The following is a 20,325-nucleotide window of genomic DNA, read 5'->3' on the forward strand; positions in this document are numbered from 1 at the left end:
GTTCGGAGCTTTCGGCATCAAAGGGCATTGGTGGTTTCGGGATCGAACCAGCGGATGCGGTCGGGTTTGGGCGCGAGCCGCAGGTGATCGCCGACCTGGACGCCGGCATTCGAGTCCAGGATGGCACGGAACAGGCCGCCCTCGACATCGCAGGTGACCAGCGTGTGTGGTCCGAGCGGCTCTATGACGCGCACGGTGGCATGCAGGCCCTCGCTGCCGTCACCCACGTCTTCGGGGCGGATGGCGAAGTCTATGTTCTGCTTGTCCGATTTGGGGCCGGGCAGCGTCAGTCCGGCAACGGTCCAGCTGCCATTCGCGGCCTTGGTTGCCGGAATAAAATTCATCGGCGGATTGCCGATGAAGGAGCCGACGAAACGCGCGGCCGGATTGCGATAGACCTCGACCGGCGACGCGGCCTGGACGATGCGGCCCTGATGCATGACGGCGATGCGGTCGGCGAGGCTCATCGCCTCGACCTGGTCGTGGGTGACATAGATGGTGGTGGTCTTCGAGGCGGCGAGCACACCCTTGAGCTCGGCACGCATCTCCAGCCGCAGCAGCGCGTCGAGGTTCGACAGCGGCTCGTCCATCAGGATGACGTCGGGCTCCATGGCGAGCGCGCGGGCGACGGCGACACGCTGGCGCTGGCCGCCGGACAGCTGGCCCGAATAGCGTTTCAGCAATTGCTCGATATGCATAAGCTCGGCGGTGCGGGTGACGCGGCGATTGACGTCGGCCTGCGGCAATTTCTTCATGCGCAGGCCGAAGGCAATGTTCTCGAACACGGTCAGGTGCGGGAAGACGGCATAATTCTGGAACACCATAGCGATGCCGCGGTCGCGCGGCGGCAGATGGTCGACGCGGCGGCCGCCGATCCAGACCTCGCCCTGGCTTGGTGTTTCCAGCCCGGCGACGATGCGCAGCAGCGTGGTCTTGCCGCAGCCAGAGGCGCCGAGCAGCACCATGAACTCCTGATCTGATATGGTGAGGTCGACCTGATGCAGGGCGGTGAAACCGCCGAAGCGCTTGGCCACACCCTTGATCGCGATTTCAGCCATGTGCGGTCTCCGTGTCTCGCGTCATCGGTTGGCGATCCCCCACATGGCAAACAGGTATTTTCGAACGGCGAAGATGAAGATCAGCGCCGGCACGACCAGTGCCGCACCGCCGGCGAATTTGAGATAGAGCGGCGATTCACCGAGGCTTTGCAGCAGGAAGGCGGTCAGCGTGCGGTTCTCGATGGTGAGCACGGCGGCGGCAAACACCTCGTTCCAGGAGATGGTGAACGCAAACACCGCCGAGGCGGCGATACCGGGCAACGCCAGCGGCAAGATCACCTTGCGAAAGGCCTGCAGCCTTGTGCAGCCGAGCGTCCACGCCGCCTCTTCGAGTTCGACGGGAATGCCAGAAAACAGCGAGAAGGTGATCAGCACGGCGAAGGGCAGCGCCAGCGTGGTGTGGACCAGCGCCAGCCCAATGGCGGTGTCGTCGAGGCCGGTGCGGATGAACATCACCGCCAGCGGCAATGCCAGCAGCGGCAACGGGAAGGCGCGCGTCATCAGCACCAGGAAACGGAAGGTCTCCTTGCCGGGAAAGTCGAAGCGCGACAGCGCGTAGCCGGCCGGAGCGCCGAAGCCGATGGACAGGATCATCGTCAGGGTGGCGACGAGGACCGAGTTCCACAACGCCCTGGCGACACCGGCGAAATTGATGAAGAAGGACAGGCTGCCGGGATCAAAGGACGGAAAGAAACGCTTGGGGAAGGCCGTGACCTCATCCGGCGACGACAGCGCGTTGACGATCAAGAGGTAGATCGGCAGCAGCACCCAGACGCAAAGCAGGATGGCGGTGGCGATCAGCAGCCAGTCGCCGGCCTTACGTGCGTCGGCGGTGACGGCAGCCGGCACTTCAGTGACTACGCTCATATGCGCGCCTCCTTGGGTACACGCAGCACCCTGAGGAAGAACAGCGTGAAGCCTATCGAGATGGCGAGGATGAGCAGCGCCGAAGCGGCGGCGACATTGCGGTCCTGCAGCGTGAATTGCCAATTGTAGGTCTCGCCCATCAGCACCGGCAGGTTCGTGCCGCCAAGCGCTGCGACGACGGCAAAGACCTCGAAGGCAAGAATCACCCGCAGGATGATCGCCGTCTGCAGGCTGGGGCGCAGCAATGGCAGCGTGATGCGCACAAAGCGCTGCCATGGGCTGGCCCCAAACACCTCCGCCGCCTCGTAATATTCCTTGGGGATCAGGCCCATGCCGGCGACCAGGATGACCATCATGATCGCGGTGGCACGCCAGATCTCGGCCAGCGCTACGGCGATGAAGATGGTCAGTTTGCTCTGATAGCCGAGAAACATGATCGGCTTGTCGACGACGCCAAGGTTGGAGAGCAGCGTGTTGAGGAAGCCGGACTGGTCGAAGATAGCGAGCCAGATCAGGCCCGCGGCGAGGTCGGAAATGCCGAGCGGAATGGCGAACACATAGAGCGCCGCGCTTCGTCCGGTCTCCAGCCGCGCCACCACGCTTGCCATCAGCAACGCCATGGCGAGCTGGATCGGCACGACGATCGCCGCGAGCAGCAGCGTGTTGCGGACCGTGACGGGGAATTTCCAGCTGTCGGCCATGGTGCGAAAATTGTCGAGGGTGAAGGCGCCGTCCCGGGTCACCGCCTCGAAAGCGACCAGCGCGAAGGGGTAAAGGAAGAAGATGCAGAGGAACAAGGTCGCCGGCATCAGCAGCAGATAGGGCAGAGCCTTGCCGTGCATGGTGGTGTCCTTTGCGATGCTGCGGCCATGTGGGTGCGGGTCTGGGCGCCCGGAGTGCAACAAACTCCGGGCGCCCCCTCGGGAGGATTTAGTCGACGGGGCAAGCGCCGGTGGATGGCTTGTCAGGTGCCCAGCACGGCGCCTTGGCCTGGTCGATCAGGCCCTTGAGCACCGTGGCCTCTTCGCCAAGCACGCCATGCACGTCCTCGCCGCCGAGCACGATGCGCTCGAAGCTGTCGGTGTAGACCTGGTTGAACTTGCCATCGAGATCGCCGAGCCCCATCGGCAGCAGTGCCGGCAGGGCATCGGGAGCCCCGGTCATGGTGGTGATCGCCGGACCGAAGGCCTTGACCGAAGCCGGCATGTCGTCAGGCAGCTTGACGTCGACGACCGGGAAGAAATTCGTGGCTTTCAGCGTCGCGATCTGGGTTTCCGGCTTCAGCATGTAGGCGACCAGCGCCTTGGCCTTGTCGATGTCGGGCGAGGTCTTCGGGATGGCGACACCGGCCACGACAGGCATGAATCCGCGACCGGCGGGGCCGGCCGGCGCCGGAAAGGCAACAAACTCATCCGGCTTCTTGTTGAAGGCGTCGGCAAGCCGCGCGACATGGTCGAACGCCACCCAGACATCGCCGGTCAAAAGCGGCTCCTGCATGAAGGCATAGTTGGTCGAGTTCGGGTTGGTGTATTGCCACAATTCCTTGAACTTGTTCCAGGCGATCTCGGCTTCCGGTGAACGGAACTTGGTCACCATCGAGCCGGTGTAGGACGGGTAGAGGAACCCCTCGAAGAAGCGGTGCTTGAGCCCTTTTGGACCGGCGGGAAAGCCGAATTTCGGCGAGCCGGTTTTCTCGGCAATGTTCTTCGACCATTCGATCAGCTGGTCATAGGTGATGGTGTTGAGATCGACGCCTTGCGGCAGATATTGCAAGGCCTGCTTGTTGGCCGCCATCAAATAGGTGGCCTGCATCCATGGCAGGTATTTCTGCTCGCCGGTGCCGAGCATGCCAAGCTTCTTGTAAGCTTCGTTGAGCTTGACGCCGCCGACATCGACGCCGGACAGATCGACAAAGTTCGCGCCGACATTGGAGAAATCACCATGCAGGCCACCCAGCACGCCGATAGTGCCGGTGCCGGCCTGCAGTTCGGCCTGCAAGCGGGTGAGCCAGGGGCCGGTCTCGGCGACCTGATAGTCGACCGCACCGTCAAAACCCTTCAGCACCTCGTCGCGCATCTTTTGGGTTTCCTCGACGGGGCGCGCCTGCGTCGACCAGAACAGCACCTGCTGGGCCTGCGCGCCGCCTGAGGCGATCGATAACGCCAGCGCGGCGCCGAGCAGTGTCTTCAATGCTTTCATCACGGTCTTCCTCCCTGGATATGCGCCGTCACGGCGGCGTCAGCTTCTCATCTGCGGTGCGGGTCCATGGCTTGCGCGCGCAACCAGCGTCGGCCGGATCAGCCGCGTCAACGGTGCGGCGGGCTTGTCGGCGATGATGGTGAGCAGCATGTCGGCGATCTCGCGCGCGCATTGACGGATCGAGGCATCGAATGTGGTCAGGCCCGGCGGCGCGTAGGCCGAAGCAGCGATGTTGTCGAAACCGATGACGGAGAGGTCGCGCGGCACGCTGAGGCCTGCGCGGGCGGCCTCCTCCATCACGGTCAAAGCCAGTTCGTCGAACAGAGCGACAATGGCCGTCGGCCTGTCAGGCCGCTGCAGAATGCGGTTGACGGCATCGACACGGGCCTCACGGTCAAAGCGCGGCGCCGTCACCACGTCGAGCCGCACCGACGGATCGCCCCTACGGGCCATGGCCGCGGCAAAGCCGTCTTGTCTGAGATGCCGGAACGTCATCGGCTCGGATATCGTCACCAGGCCGAAATGGCGGTGGCCGAGATCGTAAAGCATGTCGAAGGCTTCGCCGAAGGCATGAGCACCGTCAGTATCGAGCCAGTTGTAGCCGAAGTCGCTGTCGAGCAAACGGCCATGGGCAACGAACGGAAATCCGCGGTCGCGCAGATAGGCGAGCCGCTCGTCGACCGCGGCGATACGCGTGACGACGACGCCGTCGGCGCGTCCGGATTCGACCACATGGCGCAGCACCGACAATTCCGAATGGCCGAAGGCGGCCGTGGCCAGGATCAGGTCGGCGCCGTGCGATACCAGCCCTTCGCCGAGCCCGGTGACGAATTCGCCAAGGAAGGAATCGACAAGGTTCGGTCCGCGGATCGGCAACACGAGGCCGACGAAGCCACTGCGGCCGGAGACAAGCGTGCGCGCCGCGGTGTTGGGCACGTAGCCCGCCTGACGTGCCGCGTGCGCGACACGTTCACGCGTCTTCAGCGCGATCTGTTCATGGCCGGCAAGCGCCCGCGACACCGTCGTGATCGACAGGTCGAGGCCTGCGGCAAGCTCCTTGAGCGTGATGACGCGGGTCGTCATCCTTCTCCCTCGAACAAGTTTGAAACGTTTGTAATTGCCTTTCGCAAAAATGCAAACGTTTTAAATTTCTATCCAAAGCGGACTGACAAGCGATCCGATCATCGGTGTGGTGGGTTTGGGCGTGCCCAGAAGATTGCGGGAACACCCGTCAATCGTCATCCTGGGGCGGAGCTAGGAGCGAAGCGACGCGGCGCAGACCCCAGGATCCTGTGTGTTGTTGCCATGCCGCGACTTCCAGGCGCTGCCGCGGTGCAGAACTCTGCTCCGCTGCACTCTACGATTAAGGTCGCGGCATGGATCCCAGGGTCTCCGCGACGCCGCTTCGCGGCTGCTCCGCCCAGGGATGACGACATTGGAGGCTAGCGCTCCGCATCCGGGTCGGCCAGATCTACTGAAGCGTCCGCGCGCTCTGGCCGAGGTGATCCCGGGCTATGCCGGCATCGCCATCTTCTGCTCCAGACGCACGGTCGAGTCCCGTCGCCACCACCGAGACCCTGAAGCGGCCTTCCATGCTCTTGTCGAAGATCGCGCCGACGATGATGTCGGCATCCTCGTAGACCTCTTCACGGATGCGGGTGGCAGCCTCGTCGACCTCGAACAGCGTCATGTCCCTGCCGCCCGATATCGAGACCAGCACGCCCTTGGCGCCCTTCATCGACACTTCGTCGAGCAGGGGGTTGGCGATCGCGGCTTCCGCCGCCTTCATCGCCCGGCCCTCACCGGACGCCTCGCCGGTGCCCATCATGGCGCGGCCCATGTCGCGCATCACCGATTTGACATCGGCGAAGTCGAGATTGATCAGGCCTTCCTTGACGATGAGATCGGTGATGCAGCTGACGCCGGCATAGAGCACCCGGTCGGCGATGACGAATGCATCGGCGAAGGTGGTCTTGGCATCGGCGATCCTGAACAGGTTCTGGTTCGGGATGACGATCACCGTGTCGGCGCTCTCGCGCAGCCGCTCGATGCCCTCTTCGGCCATCTGCATACGGCGCCGGCCTTCGAAGGTGAACGGCTTGGTGACGACACCCACCGTCAGGATACCGGCCTTGCGCGCCGCCTGGGCGATGATGGGTGCAGCGCCGGTTCCGGTGCCGCCGCCCATTCCGGCGGTGACGAAACACATATGCGTGCCGGCCAGATGATCCATGATCTCGTCGAGCGATTCCTCGGCCGCGGCACGGCCGATCTCTGGAAGCGAGCCAGCGCCCAATCCCTCGGTGACGTGAGCGCCAAGCTGGATCAGCCGCGTCGCCTTCGACATGGTCAACGCCTGGGCGTCGGTGTTGGCGGCGATGAATTCCGTACCCTGAAGCTGCTCCGCGATCATGTTGTTGACGGCATTGCCGCCGCCGCCGCCAATGCCGATAACGGTGATCTTGGGTCTCATCTCGGAGATTTCGGGCTTCTTGAACTCGGCCATGCCTGTTTCTCCTTCGCCAATTGCGCGCGCTTCACGACCCACCGGCAGACTGCCTTGGGAACATTGCAATCGAGCGGCGTGACGCGAATCAGTCCGTTCGGATGGGTACCCCAAAAAGCCAGAGAGCGGCCAGAGGTGCAAGTGCGTGTTAGGTCAAGATTTGTGATGAACGTTTTGGACAGGGGGATCGCGGAGGTGAGTGTCCGACGCGGATATGCCAGACTGAATCCGATGCGGTTGCGATAGCCGCCGGAAGAACCGCACCGTCTCTGGAAAGGCTTGTTTGCTGCAACGGCCGGCAGGTGACGAGCTGGCTTGCTGCCCGACGATCGAAGCGTCTATCATGCGTCGATAGATCGCTGACTTGGCGTTCTCGCCGCGATCGGCCAGGCAGGATTATGCGCGGCTGTTGTCGCCAGGGTAGATTTCAGAACGAATGAAGCAGCGCCCCCGCCAATGGCCGACAAGACACAATTCGGGTTGACCGCCGTCGACACCGTTCCCCTGCATGAGAAAGTCTATCTGGAACTCGTGCGGGCGCTGATGTCCGGCCAGTTCGCGCCGGGCCAGAAGCTGACCTCGCGCAAGCTCGCCAAGGAGCTCGGCACCAGCGACATGCCGGTGCGCAGCGCCTTCATGCGGCTTCAGGCACTGCGCGCGCTCAGTCCACTGCCGAGCGGCAGCGTGGAAGTGCCGGTCATTTCGGCCGAGCGGTTTTCGCAGTTGACCGCCGTGCGCACGATCCTCGAAGGCTCGGCGACAGAGCTTGCGACAGAATGCATCAACGGCAACAATCTGCGGACGATCCGACGCCACTGCACCGACCTGACCCTGGCGGCCCGCAAGGGCGATATCGACGACTACCTGCGCAAGAACCACGAGTTCAAATTCTCGATCTATCGCCATTGCGCCAACGAGCAGATGATCTTCCTGATCGAGACCGTGTGGATGCAGGTCGGCCCGTTTCTCAGGAACCTTGCCATGGGGTTCGAGGATAACCTCGCCTCGATTCTCGCCATCGACTATCACGAGGAAGTCGTCGCGGCGATCGAAGCCCAGGATGGGGAGCGAGCGCGCATGGCCATCGTGCGTGATATCGATGAAGGCGCCGCGCACATCCTCCAGCAGGCCAGATTTCCGGACGCTAGAGGTTAGAATGGATCACCCGAAAGGCGCCGCCTATCGTTCCTTTCAGCGGACTGTCGCAAAACCTTCGCGATTGGCTGAAGCCTCCCCAACGTCGTCATCCCTGGGCGAAGCAGGAGCGAAGCTCCGTCGCGGAGACCCTGGGATGCATGCCGCGACCTTGGTCGAAGAATGCAACGGAGCAGAATTCTGCAACGCAGCAACGCTCGGACATCGCGGCATGGATCCCTTGGGCTGCGAAGCAGCTCCAGGGGTCTGCGCCGCGTCGCTACGCTCCTTGCTTCGCCCGTGGATGACGAAGTGACCGATGTTTCCGCCAATCGCCAAGGCATGCGGTTCGTCACCGTCAAGACTTTCTCGCCGAAGAAGCAGGCATCGGCCCAAGAGCTGGGGGCCGACATCACAGCCTGGATGCCCCTTGGCTTTCCGGCTTCTTGCCCCTATGTTGCGATCGCAGATCGCGCAATTGGTTTTTGAAATGCCTCCCGACATCCCAGCTAGTGAATTGAAAAAATAAGGAAAAGCCCTTGGCGACAGCCAGGTCCGTTTTTCGAAAACTCACAAGCTATCTTTACCGGGGACAATGCAGCCGATCAGGCTTGCGGGACCTTCAAAACCAGAGGTTAGAAATTGAGCGATGCAATTGCGGACGTTTTGAACTGGCTTGAAAGCAGAACCGACATCCAGAGCCTAAGGGCCGCGGTGTGCGATCTCAACGGCATCATGCGCGGCAAGCGCATTCCTGTCGAGCAGGCAAGGAAGGCGCTGGAAGGCAAGCTGCGCATGCCCTATTCGCTAATCGGGCTCGATGTCTGGGGCGAGGACATCGAAGGCAACAGCCTGGTGTTCTCGACCGGCGATGCCGACGGACTGTGCCAATGGACGGGCCGCGGCATTCTCCCGGTCGCCTGGACGGCGCATCCGACGGCACTCGTTCCGCTCTGGCTTGCAGACGAAAGCGGCGCGCCCTATCTCGGCGACCCGCGACGGGCGCTGGCCCGCATCCTCGATCGCTACAAGGCCTTGGGCCTGACCCCGGTCGCGGCAACGGAACTCGAATTTTACCTCGTCGATCCGCAGTCGCAACGGCCGGTCGGACCTGTTTCGCCGGTGACCGGGCGCCGTCTCGATTCCGACGCGGCGCTGTCGATCGATGAGATCGACGACTTTGAATCCTTTATCCATGACGTCTATGAGGCCTGCCGGACGCAAGGCATTCCTGTCGACACGGCGATCGCCGAAAACGGTGTCGGTCAATTCGAGATCAATCTGAACCATGTCGCGGACGCCTTGCGGGCTGCCGACGATGCGGTGCTTTTCAAGCGCACGGTGAAGGGCATTGCCCGCAAGCACGGCTTTGCCGCCTGCTTCATGGCCAAGCCTTATGGCGACCGGGCCGGCAATGGCTTTCACGTCCATTTCAGCCTGGTCGATGCCGAAGGGCGTAACGTCTTCGACGACGGCACCGATCAGGGCTCGGAGATCATGCGTCATGCGGTCGGTGGCCTGCTTGCGGCAATGGCCGAGAGCACATTGGTGTTCGCACCGCACTTCAATTCGTACCGCAGGCTGCGCCCGCGATCCTATGCGCCAACCGCGGTCGCCTGGGGTTATGAGAACCGCATGGTGGCGATCCGCATTCCCGGCGGACCTAGCGGTGCGCGCCGTATCGAGCATCGGGTTTCGGGAGCGGACGCCAATCCCTACCTGGTGCTTGCCGCCATACTGGGCGCCGCACTGATAGGCATTGAAAGACAGTTGTCGCCTGGCGATCCGACCGGCAGTGACGGCCAGGGACTTCCGCCGGCAAAGCTGCCGCCGGACTGGGCGTCCGCGATCGCCGCCTTTGAAACCGGGACACATGTGGCGGAGATCTTTCCGGCGATCCTGCGCGACTCCTTCGTTGCCTGCAAACGGCAGGAGCTGAACACGTTCGCGCTCAATGTCAGCGATTTCGAGATCGAGACCTATCTCGAAAGCGTTTAGGTCCAAGGGCTTGCACGACACGGTCGCCCTGGGCGAGCCGCTGGATTGTCAGAAAGTCTCGACCCAGGGCCGCAGCTCGAGCTCTGAGCTCCAGGCGCTGCGATGCTGGCGATGGGTCGCGAGATAGGCCTCGGCGACGGCGTCCGGCGACAGGCGGCGGTCCGGCCGGTCCGGGTCACCGGGCTGACCGGGCGGCTCGATCGCCCCGTCGATGATGAAGTGGGCGACGTGGATGTTCCTCGGGGCGAGTTCGCGGGCCATGGACTGCGCCAGGCCGCGCAGGCCGAACTTCGGCATGGCAAAGCCGGCCGAGCCGGAAAATCCCTTCACGCTGGCGGTGGCGCCGGTGAACAGGATCGATCCGGAACCCCGGACCAGCAGACGCCGCGCCGCCTGCTGGCCGACCAGGAAGCCGCCATAGGCGCCGACCAGCAATGCCTGTTTCACCGCTTCGGCATCGAGCTCGGCGATCGGGCCGCGCGTGCGCGCGCTGGCATTGAACACCACAAGCGCCAGCGGGCCGGCCTTGTCGGCGGCATCGAACAGCTTGGCGACGGACGCAGCGTCGGCGACATCCGTCTCGACGGCCAGCGCACCGGTCTCGTCGACCAGAGCGCCCAGCTTCTCAACGTTGCGGGCGGCCAGAACCACGCGAAAGCCTTCCCGGGTGAGAAGGCGCGCAAGCGAGGCGCTCAGACCAGCGCCAGCACCTGCAATGACGGCCACATCGGATGTCATGATTTTTCTCTCCTTACGGATTTCGGCGGAAACGTTTCGCCTGATCAGCCAGGGTCGCGCCTTCCCGGTCGTCAGGCAAGAGATGGCATTGTTGCAGGTGTTGTGCCAGACGGTCGCAGGCCCGGCGTAGCACGGTCCTGTGTCGCCTGTGGCGCTACGAAGGCCGTTCCGCCTTCAGCACTGAAACCGCCGCTTCGCTGTTGTGGACATAATCGTTGGCGTCCGGCTGCTTCTGCACCAGCAGGATGAACAGCAAGTCGGTCAGCGCCAGCTGCGCATCGCGCGCGGTGATCGAGGACGAGCGCGCCCGCTCCTCGTCGGCGATGGTGTAGAGGCAGATGTCTGCGACGCGGCTCAGCGGATTGTCGTGCAGGCCGGTGACCGCGATCACGGTCGTGCCGCGCTTGTACGCAAGCTCGGCGATGCGCAAGGTTTCGATGCTGGCGCCGGAATAGGAGAGTGCGAACAGCACGTCGCCGGGCCCGAGCGTCGAGACATTGGCCATCTGGATATGGCTGTCGCTGTCATGCAGGACATTGCGCCCAAGCTTCATCAGCTTGTAGGAGAAATCGCGCGCCACCAGCGAGGAAGCGCCGACGCCGACCAGATGGATGCGGCGCGCGCCATCCAGCAATTCCAGCGTCCTGGAGATGATGCGCTCGGTGTTGGCGGCGACCGTGCGCTGCATCGACAGGAGCTTGCTGCCGATCAGCTTCTTCAAAATGACCTGGTAGTTGTCGCCGACCTCGATCGACCCGTGGATCATGCCCGCCGGCACCTGCCATTCCTGCGCCTTGGCCTCGCTGACGGCGAGCTTGAGCTCCTGATAGCTGGCATAGCCGAGCTTCTGGCTGAACTTGACGACGCTCGACTGGCTGCGTCCGATCTCGGCGGCAAGAGCCGCCGTCGACAGGCGCAGCATCTGGTCGGGATTGTCGACGATGTACTGGCCGATCTCACGATCGCCAGGCGCCATGCCGTCGAGCTTCGCATTGATCCTGTTCAGAACTGACACGGATTCCCTCGCGCTTTCAAAAGGAATAAAATATTCCAATTCCGATTGACAGCCAAGAACGTAGAATTAATTCTCGACTGGATCGAGCCAAGATCCGGAATTCGGAGCAACATCTCCAGAGCGAGCTGCCCCGTGTGTGGCCGGCTTTCGCACGAAGGTTTCAGACCATGGACAGATTGCGGATCGTCGGCGGACAAAGACTGGAAGGCGCGGTCACCATATCCGGCGCCAAGAACGCGGCTTTGCCGCAGATAGCGGCCGCGCTGCTCAACCCCTACCCGCTCGAACTGACCAATCTGCCTGATGTGACCGATGTCGAAAACATGCTCGGCGTGGTGCGGCTTCATGGCGCCCAAGTGACGCGGTCGGCGCATGCCGCGACGATCGACACCAGTGCCGCCGTATCAAAGGAAACGTCCTACGACACGGTGCGAAAAATGCGGGCGACAGTGCTGGTGCTGGCGCCGCTGCTGGCCCGTTTCGGTCATGCCCGGGTTTCGCTGCCGGGCGGCTGCGCGATCGGTGCGCGGCCGGTCGACATGCATGTCTCAGCACTCGCCGCGCTGGGCGCCAGGATTGCCATCGAGAACGGTTCGATCGTCGCATCGGCGCCGAACGGGCTGACCGGCACGCGCATCGTCTTGAGCTCACCGTCGGTCGGCGCGACGGAAACCGCCATGATGGCGGCGACCACGGCCAAGGGCGAAACCGAAATCCTCAACGCGGCTCGCGAACCCGAAGTGGCTGATCTCGCCGCTTGCCTCAACGCCATGGGCGCGCGTATCGAGGGTGCCGGCACGCACCGCATCCTGATTGCCGGCGGCACGAGTTGGCATGCGGCCAGGCACGACATCATCCCGGACCGGATCGAGGCCGGCACCTATGCGATTGCCGCTGCGATCACCGGCGGCCAGCTGGAGCTGACCCACGCCCGGCTCGAGCACATGGCCTCGGTGGTGCAATTGCTGGAGGCCACCGGCGTCAGCGTCTGGCCCGGCGACCGCGGGCTTATCGTCTCGCGCGATAGGCCGCTCAAGGCTGTCGATCTCACCACGGAACCCTATCCGGGGTTTCCGACCGACCTTCAGGCGCAGTTCATGGCGCTGATGTGCTGCAGTGACGGCGCATCGCTGCTGCGTGAAACCATCTTCGAGAATCGCTTCATGCATGTTCCCGAATTGATGCGGCTCGGCGCCAACATCAAACTGCAGGGCACGACGGCGCTGGTGCGCGGCGGGGCGACACTGTACGGCGCGCAGGTGATGGCCACCGATCTGCGCGCTTCGGTGTCGCTGGTGCTGGCGGCTCTGGTCGCCGAGGGCGAAACCATCATCAACCGGGTCTACCACCTCGACCGCGGCTATGAGCAACTGGACCACAAGCTGCGCCTGTGCGGCGCCGACATCGAGCGGCTGAGCGCATGAGCCCGGGGCGCTACTTTCTCGGCGTCGACGGAGGCGGCACCGGCTGTCGCGCCCGCATCGAGGACTCGGATGGAACTGTGCTGGGACAAGGACTGTCGGGCCCGGCGACGACGCGGCTCGGCATCGACGCCGCCTGGGCGTCGGTCGCGAAAGCGTTTGGCACGGCGGTCGAAGAAGCGGGCTTCGGGGCTGCGGAGATCGCCCGGACCCACGCCGGTATCGCCCTTGCCGGCATCGGCCGCAAAGGCGCGCTGGAAGCACTCAGGGCGATCGCGCATCCCTTCGCCAGCATCGATTTCGTCAGCGACGGAGTCGGCGCCTGCCTGGGCGCGCATTCGGGCCAGGACGGCGCCATCGTCATCGCCGGCACCGGTTCGATCGGCCTCGGCTTTGTCGACGGACGCGACCTGCGTGTCGGCGGCTACGGCTTTCCGATCTCCGACGAGGGCAGCGGCGCCGATCTCGGCCTGAAAGCCGTGCAGCTGGCGTTGCGCGCCCATGACGGCCGCCATGAGCGGACAGCACTTCTGGCAGAAGTGATGCAGCGTTTCGAAGACGATCCGATGGAAGCGGTCGCCTGGATGGATCGCGCAAGTCCGACGGACTATGCCGCCCTGGCGCCGATGGTGATGCGCCACGCCGATCAAGGCGATCCGGTCGGACGGCGCATCGTGCAAAGTGCGGCCGAGCAGATCGATACGCTGGTGCGGGTGCTGGTCGAAAAAGGCGCGCCGCGTGTGGCCTTGCTCGGCGGCCTCGCCAGCCCGCTCGAACCGTGGCTCTCCCCCGATGTCCGGCGCCGGTTGAAGCCTGCTGACGGCGATGCCGTGTCCGGCGCGATCATCCTTGCCAAGAGGTCCGTTCACCGACGGCAGCGTCTTGCCCCGAAGGAATAAAATATTCCAGATTTCTGTTGACGATACGAATATCCAATTCTAAAAAGTTAACAGAGAAAACACGGTAGCGAGGATAGGCTCTTGGCCCCTATATGCCGCTCCCGATCGGCGAGCCATGCTCATCCGGCTGTGCCGCGTGGCTCTTGAAAGCACTGGGATGACCGAGCAAAGGTTGATGTCTGAGCTGGACCGGCTGGTTTCCGAGGGCCGGAACCCAAGGACGATTGACATCGACTTGCTGCCGACCATCGACGTCCTGCGCAAGATCAATGACGAGGACAAGGCTGTCGCGGCGGCTGTCGAAAAGGTCCTGCCTGAAATCGCTGCCGCGGTGGATCGTATCGTGCTTGCCTTCCAGAGAGGCGCGCGGCTTGTCTATATGGGCGCCGGCACCAGCGGCCGGCTTGGCGTTCTCGATGCATCGGAGTGTCCGCCCACATTCGGCGTGCCCGAAGGCATGGTGGTCGGCCTGATTGCCGGCGGTCCCGACGCCCTGGTGCGGTCGACGGAAGGCGCCGAGGACGATCCGAAAATGGGCGCCAAGGCATTGCGGGAGATCACGCTCACAGCAGACGACGTGGTGGTCGGCATCGCGGTCAGCGGCCGCACGCCTTATGTCATCGGCGGATTGAACTATGCCCGGCAGGTGGGCGCAACGACGGTCGCCCTGTCCTGCAATCCGGCCTCGACCATCGCCGGCATCGCCGATATTGCCATCTCGCCGGTTGTCGGCCCCGAAGTGCTCACCGGCTCGACCCGGCTGAAGTCGGGAACCGCGCAGAAGCTGGTGCTCAACATGCTGACTACCGCTTCGATGATCCGCATCGGCAAGAGTTACCAGAACCTGATGGTTGACCTTAACCCGTCGAACAAGAAGCTTGTCGCGAGGGCGATCAGGATCGTCATGCAGACGACCGGCTGTACGGCGCGACAGGCAAAAAAGGCGCTCGGCCAGACCGGCAACGATGTGAAGCTGGCGATCCTGGTGACGATCACCGGCACGGGTGTCGAGGAGGCGCGCGCGGCTGTCGGCAAGGCCGGCGGGTTCCTGCGAAAGGCAATCAGCGACATGACGGCATGAGCCGCATAGACTGGGCCGATGGTCCAAAGCATGTGTGTCTTGGAAGCGGTCGGCAGAACTGCAAGGCATCGAGTCAAATCACAAAGGGAGACGAAAATGGCAAGGCACCTCACAAGAACACTGCTTTCAGGTATCACGCTGGCCGCGATGCTCGGCATTGCGACGGTTTCGAGCCACGCGGCAACGCTGCACATGGCCTGGTCACAGGACGCCACGGGACTTGATCCGCACAAGCAGACGGCCTTTTCGTCGCTGCGGCTGCTGGAACTGATCTATGAGCCGCTGGTGCGGGTCGACGCCAGCCTGCAGATCATCCCTGCCATCGCCACCTCCTGGGAGTTCTCCAAGGACGGCAAGGAGCTGACCTTCAAGCTCGACCCCAAGGCGAAATTCCAGGACGGCGCCGCCGTGACCTCGGCCGACGTCAAGGCATCGTTCGAACGCATCCTCGACGAGAAGACGGGGGCTGCGGCTCGTGCCAACTTCCTGTCGATCGCAAGCATCGATACGCCGGATGCAGCGACCGTGGTGTTTCATCTGTCGCAGCCCGATGCGCCCATCCTGACCGCGATGAGCGACGTCAACGCGGCCATCGTCCCGGCCGGCGAAATCAAGGCCGGCTCGATCGGCACCAAGGCTTTAGGCTCGGGACCCTTCAAGCTCGACAAATGGGACCCTAATGCCAAGGAAGTCTTGAGCGCCAACAAGGATTGGGCCGGGGGCGCAACCGGTGTCGACGGCATCGAAATCAGCGTGCTTCCCGATGAAGCGGCGATCCTGGCCGCCATGCGCACCAAGCAGATCGATTTCGCGCTGCTCAACGACCCGCTGGTCGCCACGCTGGTGCCGAAGGAATCCAGCCTGCAGCTGAACCGCGTGCCGGTGCTCGCCTATCACGTGCTGCAGCTCAATCCGTCGCGCAAGCCGATGACCGAGCTCAAGGTGCGCCAGGCCATCTCCTGCGCCATCGACCGCCAGGAAGTGCTGGACACCGCTTCGCTGGGCGAAGGCAAGGTCACCGGGCCGCTCACCATTCCGGCGCTCGCGACCGACCCGAGCCAGTTGTTCTGCTACAAGCGCGACGTCGAAAAGGCCAAGAAGCTGATGCAAGAGGCCGGCTATGCCGACGGCTTTTCGGCGACCGTAATCGGCGCCACCGGCGAACCGCCGACGGCAGCGGCGGAGGCCCAGGTCATCCAGTCGCAGCTCGCCGAAATCGGCGTCAAGCTCGACATCAAGATGATGGAGCTCAACGTCTATGTCGATGCCTGGCTGAAGGGCGACTTCGACATGGCGATCGCCTTGAACGGCGGCCGCGCCGATCCCTACACCATGTACAACCGCTACTGGACCAAGGCGGGCAATCTGCAGAAGGTGGCGAACTACATCGACGACACGCTCGACAGCCAGATGCAGCAGGGCCGCGCCGAAACCGATCCGGCAAAACGCAAGGCGATCTTCGCCGCGTTCGAGAAGCACCTCACTGAAATGTCGCCGTGGATCTGGCTCTACACATCCTACAGCTATACGGCCCAGCAGAAGAACATCGCCGGGTTCGTGCCGACGCCGACGGGTACGCTGTTCAGCCTGAGCAAGGTTACCATCCAGCAGTAGCCACCGCAGGCTGTAGAGATAGAGCATGATGCCTGGACAAACGATATCCGTTTGTCCGAGAAAACCGCTTCACACTTTTCGGCATCATGCTCTAGACGAGAGGACTTCTTCGCGTGAATTATCTGATGCGACGACTGGCGACGTTTCCTCTCGTCCTGCTTGGCGTATCCATCCTGGTCTTCGTGGCGATCCGGATGGTGCCTGGCGATTCGATCACGGCGATGCTGGGCACCGAAGCCGGGCTGCTGACGCCGGCGCAGCGTGACTCGCTCGCCGCCTATTTCGGCACCGACCAGCCCTGGTTCGTCCAGTACTGGCGTTGGATAGGCGGCATCCTGCATGGAAATCTCGGCATCTCGGTCACCTATGGCAGGCCGGTGCTCGACGTCATCCTCGAGCGCTTTCCACTGACGCTCGAACTGGCCGTTCTATCGATGGTCATCGCGCTCGCTGCCGGCATGCCGGCCGGGATCTATGCCGCCACGCACAACGAGAAGCTGTCCGATTTGGGAGTGCGCATCGTCGCCATGATCGGCCAGTCGACGCCGAGCTTCGTGCTAGGCCTGCTGATCATCTACACGCTGTCGGCCGGGTTCGGCGTGCTGCCGGCGATGGGCGAGTTCGCACCGCTCTGGCAGGATCCCTTGCGCAATCTCAGCCAATTGATCCTGCCCGCCATCACGCTCGGCTTCGCCTTCGCCGCGTCGGTCACCCGCATATCGCGCTCTGCCATGCTCGATGTGTTGAGCGACGACTATGTGCGGACCGCGCGCAGCAAGGGCGCCTCGGCGCGCAGCGTCATCTGGCGGCACGCTCTGCCCAACGCGCTCATCCCGGTCGTGACGCTGAGCGGCATCGAGTTCGGCTACCTCCTGGGCGGCGCCGTGATCGTCGAGCAGATCTACGCGCTGCCCGGCCTCGGTCGCATGGTGCTGGACGCGATCCAGCAGCGCGACTACGCGCTGGTGCAGGGCAGCGTGCTGTTCATCGCCTTGAACTTCATGATCGTCAATCTCCTGGTCGATCTCGCCTATGTCGGGCTCGATCCGCGCATCCGGCTTGGAGAGTCCTGATGCGCATCCTGCGCGCCATCTTCGGCCACGGCAGCGGCCGCATCGGCGGCGTCATCGTCGGCGCCTATATCACGGTCGCCATCCTCGCCATGCTGGGGCTGACGCCGCACAATCCCATCACGCAGTACCGCGTCGACCGACTGCATGCCCCCAACGGCGTCTACTGGATGGGTACCGACCTGTTCGGCCGCGATGTGGCCAGCCGGCTGATGGCAGGCATCGGCCAGTCCTTCACGGTTGCCTTCTTCTCGGTGGCCTTCGCCACTCTGGCCGGCACCGTGCTCGGGCTGGCCGCCGCCTGGCTCGGACGCCGCTGGGACGGAGCTGTCATGCGGATCATGGATGTGCTGCTGGCCTTCCCGGCGATCCTTTTGGCGCTGCTCATCGTCACCGTCGCCGGACCCGGTACTTGGACCAGCGTCGTTGCCATCGGCATCGTCTACACGCCGATCTTCACCCGCGTCGTGCGTGGCCCTGCGCTGTCGCTCAAGGCGCGTGAATTCGTCGATGCCGCACGCACCTTCGGCAGCAGTTCGAGCTACATCGTGACGCGCCATCTGCTGCTCAATCTGGTGGCGCCCTTGACCGTGCAGGTGACGCTGGCGCTGGCATGGTCGCTTTTGACCGAAGCCGGTTTGAGCTTTCTTGGCCTCGGCACACAGCCGCCGGCGGCCTCGCTCGGCCTGATGCTGAGCGACAGCCGCAATCTGATGGAGACCGCCCCCTGGCTGATGATCTTTCCGGGGCTGACGATCATGATCAGCATCCTCGGCTTCAACCTGCTGGGTGACGCCCTGCGCGATATCCTCGACCCGAAGATGCGGAGAGCGCCGGCATGATCCCGCTGCTGTCCATTCGCGACCTGCGCGTTGGCTTCGGCCGCAACCCGCAAGCCAACGAAGTGGTGCGCGGCATAGGCTTCGATCTGGCCGATGGCGAGACGCTGGCCATTGTCGGCGAAAGCGGCTCGGGCAAGTCCGTCACCGCGCTCTCGATCAATCGGCTGATCGATTTCAGCGGCGGCCGCATCACCGGCGGCGCCATGACGCTGAAACGCGCCGACGGCAGCCTTTTCGACCTGATGACCGCGACCGAACCGCAACTGACCGGCATTCGCGGCGCCGAGATCGGCATGATCTTCCAGGAGCCGATGACCTCGCTCAACCCGGTGCTGACCATCGGCTGGCAGATCGAGGAATCCTTTCGCCTGCACCGCGGCCTGACCGGCAGGCAAGCCACTGCAGCGGCCAAGAATGCGCTCGACCGCGTGCGCATTCCCGATGCCGCGCGGCGGCTGAAATACACGCCCAACCAGCTGTCGGGCGGCATGTTGCAGCGGGTGATGATCGCCATTGCCCTGGCCTGCAATCCGCGCCTGCTGATCGCCGACGAGCCGACGACGGCACTCGACGTGACGGTGCAGGCGCAGATCATGGCGCTGCTTGCCGAACTGAAGCGGGAAACCGGCATGTCGATGATCTTCATCACGCACGACATTGGCCTGGTCGCCGGCATCGCCGACAAGGTGATGGTGATGCAGAACGGCCAGGCCGTCGAGCAAGGCGAGTTGAACCAGATCCTCGACAATGCGCAGCATCCCTATACGCAGCATCTGCTGCAGGACGTGCCGCATTTCACCAATGGGAGCACAACGCGTTCGGACGGACGGCGCGACAAGGTCGCGAGCCACGAGCCGGCCTTGAAGGTCGACGGCCTCGTGGTGCGGTTTCCTCTCAAGAGCAGTTTCTTCAGCCGCGCCACTGGCGCCGTGCATGCCGTCGACGGCGTCGATTTCGACCTGATGCCAGGCGAAACTTTGGCCATCGTCGGCGAGAGCGGTTCAGGCAAATCGACCACCGCGCGTGCCGTCCTGGGGCTGGTGCGGTCGACGCGCGGCAGCTTCTCGGTCGGCGCGAGAAAAGCGTCTGCTCAACAAAGCGCCCTGCCCGTGCAGATGGTGTTCCAGAACCCCTACGCGTCGCTCAATCCGAGGCTCAGCATCGAGAGCATCCTGGCCGAACCGGTGATCGCAACCGGCGGTCGGGTGGACGCCAAGATCCGCACGAGAATGACGAGCCTGCTCGAACGCGTAGGCTTGCCCAAGAACAGCCTGGAGCGCTACCCCCATGAATTCTCCGGCGGCCAGCGGCAAAGGCTGTGCATCGCACGCGCACTGATGCTCAACCCTTCGGTCGTCGTTCTGGATGAAGCGGTGTCGGCGCTCGACGTCTCGGTGCAGGCCAAGGTGCTGGAGCTGCTGGTCGATTTGCAGCGCGAGTTCGGGCTAGCCTATCTGTTCATCTCGCACGACATGGCGGTCGTCGAGCGCATCGCGCACAGGATCGCCGTCATCTATGCCGGCCAGATCGTCGAGATCGGTGACGCGACCTCGGTGCTGTCGCAACCGAAGCATTCCTATACCAAAAAACTCATTGCCGCCGTTCCGACCATCGACCGACGGCACGAGCATTTCGAGATCGATACGCGCCAGGTTCCTTCGCTGGTCCGCCCGCAGGGGTTTGAACCGGCGCCGGCGAGATGGGAGCAGTTTGGCGGGGATCACATGGCGAGGGTGGAGGTATGATGGGTGGTGCGCAGACACTTCTAAACTCGGCGGGACAGCACCCCCCTCTGCCCTGCCGGGCATCTCCCCCGCAAGGGGGGAGATCTGATGTCGCCTCGGCTTTCGCCAATCTCCAAAATTGGAAGGTTGGCGGGACAT

Annotated in this window: 18 protein-coding genes; 10 read left to right on the plus strand and 8 right to left on the minus strand. The window is 63.6% G+C overall.

Annotated features, from left to right (window positions below; all coding sequences use genetic code 11):
- Positions 1-17: 17 nt before the first annotated feature.
- From NKJ89_RS05325 to ftsZ, 6 genes are all read right to left on the minus strand, one after another.
- Positions 18-1,058 carry an ABC transporter ATP-binding protein gene (locus tag NKJ89_RS05325; protein ID WP_352600527.1) on the minus strand — a complete coding sequence of 347 codons (1,041 nt, stop codon included), beginning with the start codon at positions 1,056-1,058 and terminating at the stop codon, positions 18-20.
- A gap of 21 nt (positions 1,059-1,079) precedes the next feature.
- Complete coding sequence (locus NKJ89_RS05330; protein ID WP_352600529.1) at positions 1,080-1,925, minus strand: carbohydrate ABC transporter permease; 846 nt, start codon at positions 1,923-1,925, stop codon at positions 1,080-1,082.
- Entirely contained in the window at positions 1,922-2,767 is an 846-nt protein-coding gene (locus tag NKJ89_RS05335; RefSeq protein WP_352600531.1) for a carbohydrate ABC transporter permease, read from the minus strand. Before NKJ89_RS05335 ends, NKJ89_RS05330 begins: the two co-directional genes overlap by 4 nt.
- Positions 2,768-2,855: 88 nt before the next feature.
- On the minus strand, positions 2,856-4,124 hold the full coding sequence (locus NKJ89_RS05340; protein ID WP_352600533.1) for an ABC transporter substrate-binding protein: 1,269 nt from the start codon (positions 4,122-4,124) through the stop codon (positions 2,856-2,858).
- A 39-nt stretch (positions 4,125-4,163) separates the two neighbouring features.
- Positions 4,164-5,207 (minus strand): substrate-binding domain-containing protein, encoded by a 1,044-nt coding sequence (locus NKJ89_RS05345; RefSeq protein ID WP_352600535.1) that lies wholly within the window; start codon positions 5,205-5,207, stop codon positions 4,164-4,166.
- 388 nt (positions 5,208-5,595) lie between these two features.
- Complete coding sequence (ftsZ, locus tag NKJ89_RS05350) at positions 5,596-6,630, minus strand: cell division protein FtsZ (protein WP_023758975.1); 1,035 nt, start codon at positions 6,628-6,630, stop codon at positions 5,596-5,598.
- A gap of 456 nt (positions 6,631-7,086) precedes the next feature.
- Here ftsZ and NKJ89_RS05355 point away from each other — a divergent pair, with 456 nt between their 5' ends.
- The 3 genes from NKJ89_RS05355 (at position 7,087) to NKJ89_RS05365 (ending at position 9,762) form a co-directional block, all read left to right on the plus strand.
- Positions 7,087-7,785: a GntR family transcriptional regulator gene (locus NKJ89_RS05355; protein WP_352600537.1), complete on the plus strand. Its 699-nt coding sequence runs from the start codon at positions 7,087-7,089 to the stop codon at positions 7,783-7,785.
- Between the two features lie 291 nt (positions 7,786-8,076).
- Positions 8,077-8,253, plus strand: a complete 177-nt coding sequence (locus tag NKJ89_RS05360; RefSeq protein ID WP_352600539.1) for a hypothetical protein — start codon at positions 8,077-8,079, stop codon at positions 8,251-8,253.
- 153 nt (positions 8,254-8,406) lie between these two features.
- Positions 8,407-9,762 carry a glutamine synthetase family protein gene (locus NKJ89_RS05365; RefSeq protein ID WP_352600541.1) on the plus strand — a complete coding sequence of 452 codons (1,356 nt, stop codon included), beginning with the start codon at positions 8,407-8,409 and terminating at the stop codon, positions 9,760-9,762.
- Positions 9,763-9,810: 48 nt separating this feature from the next.
- Here NKJ89_RS05365 and NKJ89_RS05370 read toward each other — a convergent pair whose 3' ends face one another.
- Together NKJ89_RS05370 and NKJ89_RS05375 are read right to left on the minus strand one after the other, a co-directional pair.
- Positions 9,811-10,500, minus strand: a complete 690-nt coding sequence (locus NKJ89_RS05370; RefSeq protein ID WP_352600543.1) for an SDR family NAD(P)-dependent oxidoreductase — start codon at positions 10,498-10,500, stop codon at positions 9,811-9,813.
- 154 nt (positions 10,501-10,654) lie between these two features.
- A complete protein-coding gene (locus tag NKJ89_RS05375; protein ID WP_352600545.1) occupies positions 10,655-11,515 on the minus strand; it encodes a MurR/RpiR family transcriptional regulator in 861 nt (286 codons plus the stop codon).
- Between the two features lie 167 nt (positions 11,516-11,682).
- On the opposite strand from NKJ89_RS05375, the gene murA reads away from it, so the two are divergent.
- From murA to NKJ89_RS05410, 7 genes are all read left to right on the plus strand, one after another.
- Positions 11,683-12,939, plus strand: coding sequence for a UDP-N-acetylglucosamine 1-carboxyvinyltransferase (gene murA, locus NKJ89_RS05380; protein ID WP_352600547.1), 1,257 nt, complete (start codon positions 11,683-11,685; stop codon positions 12,937-12,939).
- Positions 12,936-13,835, plus strand: a complete 900-nt coding sequence (locus NKJ89_RS05385) for a glucosamine kinase nucleotide-binding domain-containing protein (protein ID WP_352600549.1) — start codon at positions 12,936-12,938, stop codon at positions 13,833-13,835. Before murA ends, NKJ89_RS05385 begins: the two co-directional genes overlap by 4 nt.
- A gap of 157 nt (positions 13,836-13,992) precedes the next feature.
- The gene (gene murQ / locus NKJ89_RS05390) at positions 13,993-14,916 is read left to right on the plus strand and encodes an N-acetylmuramic acid 6-phosphate etherase (protein ID WP_352600551.1); all 924 of its coding nucleotides are present in this window, start codon (positions 13,993-13,995) and stop codon (positions 14,914-14,916) included.
- Positions 14,917-15,012: 96 nt separating this feature from the next.
- Positions 15,013-16,530: an ABC transporter substrate-binding protein gene (locus NKJ89_RS05395; RefSeq protein WP_352600553.1), complete on the plus strand. Its 1,518-nt coding sequence runs from the start codon at positions 15,013-15,015 to the stop codon at positions 16,528-16,530.
- A 113-nt stretch (positions 16,531-16,643) separates the two neighbouring features.
- On the plus strand, positions 16,644-17,603 hold the full coding sequence (locus NKJ89_RS05400; RefSeq protein WP_352600555.1) for an ABC transporter permease: 960 nt from the start codon (positions 16,644-16,646) through the stop codon (positions 17,601-17,603).
- Complete coding sequence (locus NKJ89_RS05405) at positions 17,603-18,442, plus strand: ABC transporter permease (RefSeq protein ID WP_352600557.1); 840 nt, start codon at positions 17,603-17,605, stop codon at positions 18,440-18,442. The genes NKJ89_RS05400 and NKJ89_RS05405 overlap by 1 nt, the downstream gene beginning before the upstream one ends.
- A complete protein-coding gene (locus tag NKJ89_RS05410; RefSeq protein ID WP_352600559.1) occupies positions 18,439-20,187 on the plus strand; it encodes an ABC transporter ATP-binding protein in 1,749 nt (582 codons plus the stop codon). The genes NKJ89_RS05405 and NKJ89_RS05410 overlap by 4 nt, the downstream gene beginning before the upstream one ends.
- Positions 20,188-20,325 lie beyond the last annotated feature (138 nt).

The organism is Mesorhizobium sp. M0047 (assembly GCF_040323315.1).
Taxonomy (GTDB): Bacteria; Pseudomonadota; Alphaproteobacteria; order Rhizobiales; family Rhizobiaceae; genus Mesorhizobium.